Source organism: Pseudomonas onubensis (assembly GCF_965653655.1).
GTDB lineage: Bacteria > Pseudomonadota > Gammaproteobacteria > Pseudomonadales > Pseudomonadaceae > Aquipseudomonas.
Window position 1 is genome coordinate 32,073 of record NZ_CBFHAZ010000046.1, and the last position, 12,840, is coordinate 44,912.

The following is a 12,840-nucleotide window of genomic DNA, read 5'->3' on the forward strand; positions in this document are numbered from 1 at the left end:
TTTTGTGTAGGAATTTCCCTGCGGGATATTCGACAAAATATGTTCCCGTGTTACTCGATGTGTAGGCGTGCGGTAACACATTGTCACGGCTAAGCTACTCAACCGGCGTTACGTGCCTTGGCGACTCGCGAACCCGTCGGCCGACCCAGCACGTGACTGATCTGCTGGCCTGCACGCATCAATGTCGCAAGATCGATACCGGTGTTGATACCCAGGCCGTTGAGCAGGTACACCACATCTTCGGTGGCGACGTTACCGCTGGCGCCTTTGGCGTAAGGGCATCCGCCCAGGCCCGCAATAGAGCTGTCGAATACGTGGATGCCCTCAAGCAGGCTGGCGTAGATATTCGCGATTGCCTGGCCATAGGTATCATGGAAATGCCCGGCCAATTTGTCCCGTGGCACCTGCGCACCGACGACTTCGAACAACCGCCGTGTGGCGCCTGCGGTGCCGGTGCCGATGGTGTCGCCCAACGACACTTCATAGCAGCCCATGGCATACAACTCACGTGCGACCGCCGCCACTTGCTCAGGCGCAATCTGGCCTTCGTAAGGGCAACCCAACACACACGACACATAACCGCGCACGCTGATGCCGTGCTGCTTGGCGGCCGCCATGATCGGCGCAAAACGCTCCAGGCTTTCGCTGATGGAGCAGTTGATATTGCGCTGGGAAAACGCCTCGGACGCCGCCGCAAACACCGCGACCTCCTTCACGCCCGCCGCCAGCGCATCTTCAAAGCCCCGCAGGTTGGGCGCCAGCGCACCGTAGGTCACGCCGGGCTTGCGCCGGATCTGCGCAAACACTTCGGCGGAGCCGGCCATCTGCGGCACCCATTTGGGCGAGACAAAACTGCCGACTTCGATATAACTCAAGCCGGCTGCGCTGAGTGCGTCCACCAGTTGAACCTTGTCGGCCACGCTGATCGGTTGGGCTTCGTTCTGCAAACCGTCGCGCGGGCCGACTTCCACCAGGCGCACAAAAGAGGGGAGAGACATGGGCAGCTACCTTGTGTTTATGGGCCAACCGGGTTCATGGTTTGCGCCAGCGCCTGGGTGCAGCGCTCTTCGGCGGTGTCCAGCTCCAGCTTCATCTGTTCGATATCGAGCATCTGTTGCTCGAGTTGCTCACGGCGCTCGGCGATCTTGGCCAGCATGCTGTTGAGCTGAATGTGGTTGCCGCTGGTGGGGTCGTAGAGTTCGATCAGCTCACGGCATTCGGCCAGGGAGAAACCGATGCGCTTGCCGCGCAGGATCAACTTGAGGCTGACCTTGTCGCGCGCCGAGTAGATGCGCTCCTGGCCCCGGCGCTCCGGGGCCAGCAGGCCTTGTTCTTCGTAGAAGCGAATGGCGCGGGTGGTGATGTCGAGCTCGCGAGCGAGGTCGGAGATGCTGTAGGTCGTGCTCATGGGGGCGCTCAAGAAGGTCTTGGCGTTAAGCTAAAGGCAGGTTGACGTTTACGTCAAGCAAATAGCCTGGATTGACTCCCACCCTGTGGCGAGGGAGCTTGCTCCCGCTGGGCCGCGAAGCGGCCCCAAAAGCTGGGCCTGCTGCGCAGGCCAACGGGAGCAAGCTCCCTCGCCACAGAGGCGCTTAGGCTTGCTTGCCATCCAGCTTCTTTTCGTGTGCCGTCACTTGCTGGCACAGCTCAATCATCTGCTCGCGCATCCAGCGGTTGGCCGGGTCCTGGTCGGTGCTTTCGTGCCAGTACAGGTGGGTTTCCACCGGCGGCACATCGTTGACCGGCAGGTTGAACCAATGCAGCTCATGGCGTCGGGCAAAGCGCTCGGGCACGGTCATCACCATGTCGGTCTGCTGCAACACTTGCGAGGCCATCAGGTAATGCTGGGAACGCAGGGCGATCTTGCGCTGGATGCCCATCTTGCCCAGCGCCAGGTCGACGTGCCCCAAGCCGTTGCGACGGCTGGAGATATGGATGTGGGTCAGCGACAGGTAATCATCCAGCGTGAACTTGTCCTTGCCCGCCATCGGGTGGCCCTTGCGCATGGCACACACGTAGCGGTCTTCCATCAGCTTGACGTGGCGCACTTGCGGGTCGGTGTTGAGCGGTGCATCCACGGCAAAGTCCAGGCGCCCGGCAGCCAGTTCTTTGGTGGTTTCACGGCGCTTGGACAAGAAACTCTCGATCACCACGGTCGGCGCCAGGCGGCGCAGGCGCTGAAACAGCAGCGGCAGAATCACCGCCTCGGTGAGGTCGGTCATGCTGATGCGATAAGTCTTGGCCGCCTGCTGCGGGTTGAAAATCCGGCTTTCCTGCACCGACACCCGCAGCAACGACAACGCGTTGCGCACCGGGCCGATGATGTTCTGCGCCATGGGCGTGGGCACCATGCCCTGGGCGGTGCGCACGAACAGCGGGTCGTTGAAGGTTTCGCGCAGGCGGGCCAGGGCGTTGGACACCGCCGGCTGGGTGATGCCGACGATCTGCCCGGCGCGGGTCAGGTTGGCTTCGGTGTAGATCGCGTCGAAGACGATAAACAGGTTGAGGTCGACCTTGCTCAGATTCATGTCGTTGCGCTCTTATTTTCAGTTGGCGATTTATCAGGTGCTCATACGCCGATCATATATCGGTGATGAATGTTAATACACGCCGAGAATAGGCTAGGTAAATTATCAACGCTGTTCTAGCATCGATTGCATGACCTAAACAACCTCTCAGAGAAGGGAGCTGCTCATGGATTTCGCTTATTCGCCCAAGGTTCAGGAACTGCGTGAACGCGTTACCGCGTTCATGGACGCTTACGTTTACCCGGCCGAGCCGGTGTTCGAACGCCAGGTCAGCGAAGGCGACCGCTGGCAGCCCACCGCGATCATGGAGGAGTTGAAGGCCAAGGCAAAAGCCGAAGGTTTGTGGAACCTGTTCCTGCCCGAATCAGAGCTGGGTGCCGGCCTGACCAACCTCGAATATGCGCCGCTGGCCGAAATCATGGGCCGCTCGCTGTTGGGCCCAGAGCCGTTCAATTGCTCGGCACCTGACACCGGCAACATGGAAGTGCTGGTGCGCTACGCCAATGAAGAACAGAAGCAACGCTGGCTTGAACCGCTGCTGCGCGGCGAGATTCGCTCGGCGTTCGCCATGACCGAACCGGACGTGGCCTCATCCGACGCCACCAACATGGCCGCCCGCGCCGAGCGTCAAGGTAATGAGTGGGTGATCAGTGGCAAGAAATGGTGGACCTCCGGCGCCTGCGACCCGCGCTGCAAGATCCTGATCTTCATGGGCCTGAGCAACCCGGACGCGCCGCGCCACCAGCAGCACTCGATGATCCTGGTGCCGGTAGACACGCCAGGGGTAAAAATCGTACGACCACTGCCGGTGTTCGGCTACGACGACGCGCCACACGGCCACGCCGAAGTGTTATTCGACAATGTGCGCGTGCCGTATGAAAACGTGCTGCTGGGTGAAGGCCGTGGTTTCGAGATTGCCCAAGGCCGCCTTGGCCCTGGCCGTATTCACCACTGCATGCGCTCCGTCGGCATGGCCGAGCGTGCACTGGAACTGATGTGCAAACGCTCCGTGAGCCGCACCGCGTTCGGCAAGCCATTGGCGCGCCTGGGCGGTAATATCGACAAGATCGCCGACTCACGCATGGAAATCGACATGGCACGCCTGCTGACCCTGAAAGCGGCGTACATGATGGACACCGTCGGTAACAAAGTCGCGAAAAGCGAAATCGCGCAGATCAAGGTCGTGGCGCCGAACGTGGCCTTGAAGGTGATCGACCGTGCGATCCAGATACATGGCGGCGCGGGGGTTTCCAACGACTTCCCGCTGGCCTACATGTACGCCATGCAACGCACCCTGCGCCTGGCCGACGGCCCGGATGAAGTGCACCGTGCGGCGATTGGCAAGTTTGAGATTGGCAAGTATGTGCCTAAAGAGCTGATGCGCGGCGGGCAGTAAGACCGAGGCGCCTGCATTCGCGAGCAAGCCCGCTCCCACATTTCGACCGTATTCCAAAGGGGGAACGCGGTCAAAATGTGGGGGCGGGCTTGCTCGCGAAGAGGCCAGTATTTACAACACAAAACCCGAGGGGTCAGTACACCCAAACCTCCACCCGCCGATTCTTGATCCGCCCCTCATCCGCCGTATTCGCCGCCACCGGCATCTGCGCGCCAAAGCCGCGAATATCCCGCAGCACCACGCCGCTCTTGACCAATTCCCGGCGCACCGCCATCGCCCGCAACTTTGACAACAGCGCTGCCCGCTGCGGGTCATTCTTGGCATCGCCAAACCCCACCAGCGTCACCTGCTTGTCGAGCTTGCCGTGGCTTTTTATATACGCCACCACCCGCTGCAAGTCCTGGCGCGCCTTGTTGTCCAGGCTGGCGCTGCCTTCCTCGAAACGAAAATTCACACTCAAGCGCTGGGCGTCACGCACGATGGCTTGATAGTCCTCGGGCATTGACGCCCGTGGCTCCACGGCAATCGCCTGCACCTGCTGGGCGATAAAACCGTTGGCGGCCACAATCGCCTGGCCTTTGCCAGTTTGGGTAAAGTCCACCAGGGCCTTGGCCCACGGGTTGTGGTTCGATGGCGGCAGGTAGAAATACAAGCGGCGTGACAGCGGATAATCTTCGGTGGCAATCAGGCTGGTCGCCGGCAACATCGGCTGTGAGTCACCGTCGACAATCGCCAGTGCCTTGGCCTGGCGCACATAGGGCAGGCCGATAAAACCAATGCCGTGCGGGTCATGGCTCACCGCATCGGACAACGCCTCGCTGGACTCGAAACGCTTGGCAGTCGTGGCCAGCGGTTTACCGCGCCGGTTCAGTACCAGCTCTTTAAAGGTGTCATAGGTGCCGGACTGATCATCCCGGGCGTACAGATGAATGGCGCCGCCGACACCGCCCACATCCTCCCATTGGCTGACCTCTCCGTTGAAAATCTGCGCCAGCTGCTCGGTGTTCAAGGTATTCAGCGGGTTTTGCGGGTTGAGGATAATGGCCAGGCCGTCGATGGCGATTACCTGTTCGGCGTCCGGGCTTTTCAGGTCGCCCAGGGGTTCAAGGTCCACCAGCTCGCTGTCCTTGATCGGGCGCGAAGCCGCCGCAAGGTCCGCGTTGGATTTTTTCAGTGCACTGAACCCGGTGCTGGAACCGTGGGCCGCGACCTCGACCGTGACGGTTTTGCCCTGACGCGTCTTGCCGATCACCCGTTGTTCATTGGCGCCATCGCCGGGCTCGCTGTGCACCGCCTGCAAGCCCTGGTGCTCGAGCATGCCCTTGACCAGCGCAGGCCCCAACGCCGCACCAATGGTATTGGAACCCTGGATGCGCAATGCGGGGCCTTGGTCGGCAACGGGGATGGCAGCGGCGACAGCGTAGAGCGGCAGTAGCAACAGGAACAGAACGCGCAGCATCATGCCGGCACCTTCTTAAGCCAAAGGGAGTGCCGCCAGATTAAGTCAGTGGGGTTTCAAAAATATGACTGACACACAGCCAGCTCCCACATTGAAGTACACAAATCTTGGGGTCAGCTCAACTCAAGCCAGATCGGCGCATGGTCCGAGGGTTTTTCCAGCCCGCGCAGGTCGTAATCCACACCCGCCTCCTTGACCCGCGACACCAGGCCGTTAGAGGCCAGGATCACGTCAATGCGCAGCCCACGCTTGGGCTCATCTTCAAACCCACGGCTGCGGTAGTCGAACCAGCTGAAACGGTCGGCCACGTCCGGGTTCAAGTGGCGGAAGCTGTCGACCAGGCCCCAGTTCTTCAGGCGCGCCATCCACTCGCGCTCTTCCGGCAGGAAGCTGCACTTGCCGGTTTTGAGCCAGCGCTTGGCATTGTCGGCGCCGATGCCGATGTCGATATCTTCCGGAGAGATATTGATGTCACCCATCACCACCAGCGGCTGGTCATTGCTGAACTGGCTTTCCAGCAGCTGCTGCAAATCTTCATAAAAGCGTTGCTTGGCCGGGAACTTGGTCGGGTGGTCGCGGCTTTCGCCCTGGGGGAAGTAGCCGTTCATTACCGTGATCGACTGGCCATGCTCGTCGGCAAACGTGCCCCAGATAAAGCGGCGCTGGGCGTCTTCTTCGTCGCTGGCAAAGCCTTTGTGCAGGCTCAGCGCCGGCTTGCGCGACAGCAGGGCCACGCCGTAGTGGCCTTTTTGCCCGTGGTAGTACACGTGATAGCCAAGAGCCTGCACTTCGGCCAGTGGGAACTGGTCGTCGTGCACCTTGGTTTCCTGCAGGCCGATCACGTCGGGTTGATGCTTTTCAATCAACGCTGCCAGCTGATGAGGGCGGGCGCGCAGCCCGTTGATATTGAAGGAGACGATTTTCATGGTCGGCAGTCCAGTCTGGCAAAAGGGCGATGCTAGCCGACAAGTCCGGCGGGGGCCAGCGTGGCGGTAGGGCGCATGCACTGCTAATGTCTGGGAACGACCGGTGCTGCGCGGGTTCGTACCTATAAGAACGCCATCTTTTGAATGGCGCCCAGGGAGATTGACTGTATGCCGGACACTGCCACTGCCATTGCCGAAATTCGCCTGCTCAACAGCGGCTATTCCCGCGAGGCCCGTTCCTTGCTGTACCAGGCCTATCGGCATGAGCCGACCTTCGCCTACATTTTCGAGGCTGAACGGTCGGGGTACGAACAGCGGGTGCGTGCCACTGTGCGTGAGCTGGTCAAGCAGCATTTTTTCCAGAAGCTTCCTGCCATTGGCCTGTTCGTCAACGACCGGCTGATCGGCATCGCCTTGATTGCGCCACCGCAACGGCGCCTGGGCATCACCGAGAGCTGGGCCTGGCAGTTGCGTATGTGGCTGAGCACCGGCGTGCGCGGCACTCGGCGTTACCTGGATTACCACTACGCGGTGCTGGCGTGCCTGCCGAACGAGTCGGTGCATGTGTTGCCGCTGCTGGGTATTCACCCGCAGTTCCAGGGCAAACACTACGGCGAACAACTGTTGCAGGCGGTGCACAACTGGTGTGCTGAAGACCCGCATTCATCGGGTGTGGTGCTCGATACCGGCAATTCGCGTTATCTGGATTTCTACAAGCGCCAGGGCTATGAAGAAATCGGTGAGGTCGCCGTAGGACCCGTCCTGGAACACGTGTTTTTTCATCCCAATCCCCAGGCGTTACATGCTGCAACGGCTTAAGACAGAATTATTCAGACAATTCCGGGTTCAAAGAGTCTCCCCAGCTGTGTAGCATCCGCGCCTATGAAGCTCCCAGGAAGATTTACCAGCGGCTTGGTTCTGCTGTTCACAAGCTGCGGCGTATTTGCGCAAAGCGAATTGGACGTGCGCATCAAGCCATCAAACGACGCGTTGAAAGCCAACATCGAAGGCTATATCGGCGGGGTTGGCGATCGTGATGAAGAAGCCTTGCTGCGGTTCAGCCGTGGCGCCGAGGAGCAGGCCCGCAAGGCGGCCCAGGCGCTGGGCTTCTATCAGCCGCAGATCTCCAGTGACGTAAAGGGCGGCAAGAACCCGCGCTTGACCCTCACCATCGACCCCGGCGAGCCGGTGCATTTGCGCAACGTGACCATTCGGGTCGACGGCCAGGCCGCGAGCCTCAAGACGTTTCGCGTGCCCGTCAGCGACGACCTTAAATCCGGCGCCGTGCTCAACCACGGCAACTACGAAGACGCCAAGCGTCTGATCCAGAACCAGGCGTCACGCTATGGCTTTTTCAATGGGCGTTTCAGCAGCCAGAAGCTGCTGGTGGACCCGCAAGCCGGTGTCGCCGATATCGAACTCATCTACGACAGCGGCCCGCGCTACACCTTGGGCAAAGTCGGGTTTACCGGCGATACGCCGTTCGATGACGACCTGCTGCAACGCATGGTTCCGTTCAAAAGTGGCACGCCGTATGACTCCGAGCTGATCGCCGAACTCAATCAAAACCTGCAATCGAGCGGCTTCTTCGAAGGCGTGCGCGTGGACGCCAGCCCAACCGCCTCGACCAACGATGTGATCCCGGTGGCGGTGCAGCTCGATACTCGCAAGCCACGCACCATGGGCCTGGGCCTCGGTTACTCGACCGACGTCGGCCCGCGCGGCAAAGCCAACTGGACCCGCCATTGGGTCAACCCGCAAGGCCACAGCTATGGCTGGGAGGCCGAACTGTCGGCGCCACGCCAGAACGTCGGCCTGTGGTACGACATTCCCCTTGACCCGCCGTTGACCGACAAGCTGCGCTTCGCCGGTGGTTACCAGAATGAAGAAATCGCCAACACCGATACCTTGAGTAAATTGCTTACCCTCGGCCCGGAATGGCACAGCAAATTGCCTAGCGGCTGGACCCGGGTCATCTCGCTCAAATACCAGCGCGAAGAATATCGCCTGGGCAATGACTCGGGCTTGAGCAACCTGGTGATGCCGGGCATCAACTATTCCTACCTGCGCAGTGATAACCGCATCGACCCGCACAATGGCTATCGCCTGATGTTCGATGCCAAGGTCGCCAAGGAAGGGCTCGGCTCCGACACCAACTTGCTGTACGGCACCGCCACCATCAAAGGCCTGACCACCTTGTGGGACAACCACCGTTTCCTCGGCCGTGCGCAGTTCGGCGGCAGTGCCACCAACGGCTACAAGTCGGTGCCGCCGTCGCTGCGCTTCTTTGCCGGTGGTGACCAGAGCGTACGCGGCTACGAGTACCAGACGCTGTCCCCCGAGAATGATCGCGGTGACCGCATTGGCGGGCGCTACATGGTGGCCTTGAGCGCCGAGTATCAATATTCCATCGCGGAAAAATGGCGCATCGCGACCTTTATCGACCAAGGCAACTCCTTCAACACCCTGGAAATGCCCAGCCTGAAAACCGGCGTGGGCGTGGGTGTGCGCTGGGTGTCGCCAGTGGGGCCGATTCGCCTTGACCTGGCCCATGCCCTCGAAGATCCGGGCGGCATTCGTTTGCACTTTTCCATGGGGCCTGAGCTGTGATGCGTGGTTTGAAAATAGCGGGGCTGGCCCTTGTGGCGGTCCTCATGCTGCTGTTGTTGGCAGTGTGGTCAGTGCTCGGCACCCAGGCCGGCAGCCGGTGGACCTTGAACCAGGTCCCGGGGTTGAGTGTGGAAAATTTCCAGGGCCACCTGGGCGGCCGTTGGAGCGCCGACCATCTGTTATGGCAACAGGATGGCAGCCGGGTAGAACTCAATGCACCGAAGTTTGATTGGTCACCGGGCTGCTTGCTGCGCATGACCCTGTGCATCAACCAGCTGGACGTGGAGCAGGTCAGCCTGCAATTCCCGCCGAGCAATGAACCGAGTAGCGGCCCGATCACATTGCCGGATCTCAAGTTGCCGGTTGCCATCCAATTGGGCGACGTTCGCGTCGGCAGCCTGCTGTTTAACGGCAGCGAAGAACTCAAGGGCCTGCAACTGGCGGCGCACTGGACAGTCGCCGGTATGCAGATCGACTCGGTGCACCTGCAACGCGATGGCCTGGTGCTGGACCTCAACGGCCTGCTGCAACCCACCGGCAACTGGCCGCTGAGCGCCACCGGGAACCTGAGCCTGCCCTATGCACCCGGCGGCGCGCTGTGGAAGGTTGCGCTCAAGGTTGACGGCGACCTGCTCAAGACCCTCAAGCTCGACGCCGACAGCAGCGGCTACTTGCCCGCCAAGCTCAGCGGCGAGCTGCAACCTCTGGTGGAGAACCTGCCCGCGCAGTTGCACATCACGGCGGATGGCTTCAAACCCAGCGCCGACTTGCCCGACACTTTGCAGCTCAATCAACTGGACCTCACTGCCAAGGGCGACTTGAGCAGCGGCTACCAGTTGCTCGGCCGGGCCGTGCTGCCCGCAGAAAAAGGCCCGGTGGCCTTGCTGTTACAGGGCAAGGTCGACGCCAAGGGCGCACAGATCGCCGGCCTCGACCTGACTGCCGGTGAGCAGCAAAGCCTCAAGCTCAGCGCCAACCTGGACTGGCAGCAAGGCTTCAGTGCCGACGCGAAAATCAACTGGCTGGATTTCCCTTGGCATCGTCTCTATCCGTTAATTGACGAGCCGCAGGTCGCCTTGCGTACGTTCAACGGCGAAGTTTCCTATAAAGACGGCAACTACCTTGGCAATCTAAAAGCTGACCTCGACGGCCCCGCGGGCAAATTCAATCTGGTCACGCCCTTCAGTGGCGACCTCAAGCAAATCTTCCTGCCCGAGCTGAAACTGACCGCCGGCCAAGGCAAGGCCGAAGGCCACCTGAACCTGCAATTTGCCGACGGTATCGCCTGGGACACTGCGCTGGACTTATCGGCACTCAACCCGGCGTACTGGGTCGCAGAGTTGCCGGGCACCTTGGCCGGGCCGTTACGCAGCAAGGGTGAGTTCAAAAACCAGCAGCTTAAACTGAATGCCGACCTCGACCTCAAGGGCCATTTGCGCGGCCAAACCGCCGTGCTGTCGGCCAAGGCCGAAGGCGCGGGCGAGCAGTGGACCCTGGCCAACCTGGATATCCGCCTGGGTGACAACCGCATCAACGGGAGTGGCAGTTTGCAACAACGCCTGGCCGGGCAGATCGACATCAAACTGGCGCGACTGGCCCAGCTGTGGCCGCAGTTGCGCGGGCAAATCAACGGCCGCATGGACGTGTCCGGTACGCTGAAGGCGCCACAAGGCAAGCTTGATCTCAAAGGCCAGCAACTGGCGTTTGCCGACAACAAACTGCAAAGCCTCACACTCGATGCAGCCCTCGATAGCGCTCAGCGCGCGAAAATCGACCTCAAGGGCAGCGGCATTCAAGCCGGTGAAACCCAGGTCGGCACCCTGACCGCCAGTGCCCAGGGCGACATCAAGAGCCAGAAAGTCCAACTCGATCTGGCTGGGCCATTGGTCAAACTCGCCCTGGCCCTGGATGGCAACCTCGACAAAGGCAACTGGCGTGGGCGCCTGTCCAGTGGCGATGTGCAGGCCGGCGGCCAGGATTGGAAGCTGCAAGCCCCGGCCAAAATCGAACGCCTGGCCGACGGCAAGCTGACCTTTGCCGCGCACTGCTGGGTGTCTGGCGGTTCCAGCCTGTGCGGTGAAGACCAACGCCTGATGCCCGAACCCAAGCTGCGCTACCACCTCAAGCAATTCCCGATCGACAGCCTGGCGGCGTTTTTGCCCAAGGATTTCGCCTGGCAGGGCAAGCTCAACGCCGATGTGCAACTCGACCTGCCCAGCAGCGGCCCTAAAGGCGTAGTCGCGGTGGACGCCAGCGGCGGCACCTTGCGCGTGAAGGACAAAAATCAGTGGGTGGATTTCCCCTACGACACCTTGAAGCTGGAAACCACCCTCAACCCCAAGCGCATCGACACGCAGCTGAATTTTCGCGGTGGCAAGCTCGGCGAGTTGCTGTTGCAGGCGCAGATCAACCCGTTGCCCAAGGACAAGCCGATCACCGGCACATTCAGCCTTACCGGCCTGGACCTCGCCGTGGCGCGACCGTTTGTACCCATGGTGGAAACCCTCAATGGCAAACTCAACGGTAACGGCCGCATCTCGGGTGGGCTGTTGGCGCCGCAGGTCAACGGCACTGTGAACCTGGTCGACGGTGAAGTTTCCGGGCCGGAGCTGCCTATGAGCCTTGAGGGCTTGAACGTGCAGGCGCTGATCGCCGGTGAAAGTGTGCAGCTCAACGGCGGGTGGCGCAGCGGTAAAGACGGGCAGGGCAGCCTCAAGGGCCATGTCGGCTGGGGCCAGGCACTCGCGGTGGACCTGAGCCTGCAAGGTTCGAAATTGCCGGTCACGGTTGAGCCCTATGCCAAGCTGGAAGTGGCGCCGGACCTTAAGATCAGCCTTAAAGACGACAAGCTGGCGATTGCCGGCAAGGTGCACATCCCGCGCGGCGATATCACCGTGCGTGAACTGCCGCCGTCGACGGTCAAGGTCTCGGATGACACGGTGATCGTCGGCAGCCAGACCGAGCAGGGCAAGCCGCCGATGGCGATGGCCATGGACATTGATGTCGAGGTGGGTGAAGACCAGCTTAACTTTGCCGGCTTTGGCTTGACCGCCAAGGTTCAGGGCCATGTGCATATTGGCGACAACATGGACACCCGTGGTGAGTTGTGGCTCAACGATGGGCGTTACCGTGCCTACGGGCAGCGCCTCAATGTGCGGCGTGCGCGGTTGTTGTTTGCAGGTCCCTTGGATCAGCCGTTCCTGGATATCGAGGCGACACGGGTCGTGGTCGAAGACTCCCGAACTGTGACTGCCGGTATTCGCCTGAGTGGTAGCGCGGAGCAGCCGACTACGCAGATTTTCTCTGAGCCGGCGATGCCTCAGGAGGATGCGTTGTCGTATCTGGTGTTGGGGCGTTCGCGTAACAACACCGGTGAAGATAACAATATGCTTGCTGAGGCTGCACTGGGCCTGGGGTTGATGGGCAGTGCGGGGGTGACTTCGGATATCGCCAACAAGCTGGGGATTCAGGATTTTGACCTTGATACCCAAGGCAGCGGTAACAAAACAGCGGTGGTGGCCAGTGGCAAGATTACCGAGAAGCTCAGCTTGCGCTATGGAGTGGGGGTGTTTGAGCCGGCCAATACCATTGCCTTGCGTTACTTGCTGAGCAAGAAGGTGTACCTGGAAGTGGCCAGTGGTGTGGCCAGTTCGTTGGACATCTTCTACAAGCGGGATTTCTAAACTCCCCCGATACTCGATAAAAACTGTGGGAGCTGGCTTGCCTGCGATGGCGGTCTTTTGGTGTACATATCCATTTCTGCGGTAACGGCTACCTAGGGTTCCGCTCTTACAGCGGGTCACTTTTGCAAGGACGCAAAAGTAACCAAAAGGTCCTCGCCCCACCACTCGGTGCCTCGCCTAGGCTCGGCATGCCCGCACTCCGGCTTGAATCCGTGGGCCGCCGCGATGGGCCATCCTT

Annotated in this window: 9 protein-coding genes; 4 read left to right on the top strand and 5 right to left on the bottom strand. The window is 60.8% G+C overall.

The features are described from left to right. Positions 1 to 98: 98 nt before the first annotated feature. The 3 genes from ACTD9P_RS16420 to ACTD9P_RS16430 all read right to left on the bottom strand — a co-directional run bounded on the left by ACTD9P_RS16420 (position 99) and on the right by ACTD9P_RS16430 (position 2,528). On the bottom strand, positions 99 to 998 hold the full coding sequence (locus ACTD9P_RS16420; RefSeq protein WP_438868510.1) for a hydroxymethylglutaryl-CoA lyase: 900 nt from the start codon (positions 996 to 998) through the stop codon (positions 99 to 101). A 17-nt stretch (positions 999 to 1,015) separates the two neighbouring features. Further along, a complete protein-coding gene (locus ACTD9P_RS16425) occupies positions 1,016 to 1,408 on the bottom strand; it encodes a MerR family transcriptional regulator (protein ID WP_017136513.1) in 393 nt (130 codons plus the stop codon). Positions 1,409 to 1,592: 184 nt separating this feature from the next. Beyond that, positions 1,593 to 2,528: a LysR family transcriptional regulator gene (locus ACTD9P_RS16430; protein ID WP_017136514.1), complete on the bottom strand. Its 936-nt coding sequence runs from the start codon at positions 2,526 to 2,528 to the stop codon at positions 1,593 to 1,595. A 166-nt stretch (positions 2,529 to 2,694) separates the two neighbouring features. Between ACTD9P_RS16430 and ACTD9P_RS16435 the strand changes: the two genes are divergently transcribed. Continuing rightward, positions 2,695 to 3,924, top strand: coding sequence for an acyl-CoA dehydrogenase (locus ACTD9P_RS16435; protein ID WP_438868511.1), 1,230 nt, complete (start codon positions 2,695 to 2,697; stop codon positions 3,922 to 3,924). A gap of 133 nt (positions 3,925 to 4,057) precedes the next feature. Here ACTD9P_RS16435 and ACTD9P_RS16440 read toward each other — a convergent pair whose 3' ends face one another. Both ACTD9P_RS16440 and xthA read right to left on the bottom strand, forming a co-directional pair. After that, complete coding sequence (locus ACTD9P_RS16440; protein ID WP_438868512.1) at positions 4,058 to 5,386, bottom strand: phosphate ABC transporter substrate-binding/OmpA family protein; 1,329 nt, start codon at positions 5,384 to 5,386, stop codon at positions 4,058 to 4,060. A gap of 110 nt (positions 5,387 to 5,496) precedes the next feature. Further along, positions 5,497 to 6,309 (bottom strand): exodeoxyribonuclease III, encoded by an 813-nt coding sequence (gene xthA, locus ACTD9P_RS16445; protein ID WP_438868513.1) that lies wholly within the window; start codon positions 6,307 to 6,309, stop codon positions 5,497 to 5,499. 168 nt (positions 6,310 to 6,477) lie between these two features. On the opposite strand from xthA, the gene ACTD9P_RS16450 reads away from it, so the two are divergent. The 3 genes from ACTD9P_RS16450 (at position 6,478) to ACTD9P_RS16460 (ending at position 12,602) form a co-directional block, all read left to right on the top strand. Then, positions 6,478 to 7,128: a GNAT family N-acetyltransferase gene (locus ACTD9P_RS16450; protein WP_138814865.1), complete on the top strand. Its 651-nt coding sequence runs from the start codon at positions 6,478 to 6,480 to the stop codon at positions 7,126 to 7,128. A 63-nt stretch (positions 7,129 to 7,191) separates the two neighbouring features. After that, the gene (locus tag ACTD9P_RS16455; protein WP_438868514.1) at positions 7,192 to 8,919 is read left to right on the top strand and encodes an autotransporter assembly complex protein TamA; all 1,728 of its coding nucleotides are present in this window, start codon (positions 7,192 to 7,194) and stop codon (positions 8,917 to 8,919) included. After that, positions 8,919 to 12,602 (top strand): translocation/assembly module TamB domain-containing protein, encoded by a 3,684-nt coding sequence (locus ACTD9P_RS16460; RefSeq protein ID WP_438868515.1) that lies wholly within the window; start codon positions 8,919 to 8,921, stop codon positions 12,600 to 12,602. The genes ACTD9P_RS16455 and ACTD9P_RS16460 overlap by 1 nt, the downstream gene beginning before the upstream one ends. The last annotated feature ends 238 nt before the right edge of the window (positions 12,603 to 12,840 follow it).

What these genes read in the sequence shown, in the direction of transcription:
- ACTD9P_RS16420 (WP_438868510.1), bottom strand. Translation starts at nt 998, where the DNA reads ATGTCTCTCCCCTCTTTTGTGCGCCTGGTGGAAGTCGGCCCGCGCGAC.
- ACTD9P_RS16425 (WP_017136513.1), bottom strand. Translation starts at nt 1,408, where the DNA reads ATGAGCACGACCTACAGCATCTCCGACCTCGCTCGCGAGCTCGACATC.
- ACTD9P_RS16430 (WP_017136514.1), bottom strand. Translation starts at nt 2,528, where the DNA reads ATGAATCTGAGCAAGGTCGACCTCAACCTGTTTATCGTCTTCGACGCG.
- ACTD9P_RS16435 (WP_438868511.1), top strand. Translation starts at nt 2,695, where the DNA reads ATGGATTTCGCTTATTCGCCCAAGGTTCAGGAACTGCGTGAACGCGTT.
- ACTD9P_RS16440 (WP_438868512.1), bottom strand. Translation starts at nt 5,386, where the DNA reads ATGATGCTGCGCGTTCTGTTCCTGTTGCTACTGCCGCTCTACGCTGTC.
- xthA (WP_438868513.1), bottom strand. Translation starts at nt 6,309, where the DNA reads ATGAAAATCGTCTCCTTCAATATCAACGGGCTGCGCGCCCGCCCTCAT.
- ACTD9P_RS16450 (WP_138814865.1), top strand. Translation starts at nt 6,478, where the DNA reads ATGCCGGACACTGCCACTGCCATTGCCGAAATTCGCCTGCTCAACAGC.
- ACTD9P_RS16455 (WP_438868514.1), top strand. Translation starts at nt 7,192, where the DNA reads ATGAAGCTCCCAGGAAGATTTACCAGCGGCTTGGTTCTGCTGTTCACA.
- ACTD9P_RS16460 (WP_438868515.1), top strand. Translation starts at nt 8,919, where the DNA reads ATGCGTGGTTTGAAAATAGCGGGGCTGGCCCTTGTGGCGGTCCTCATG.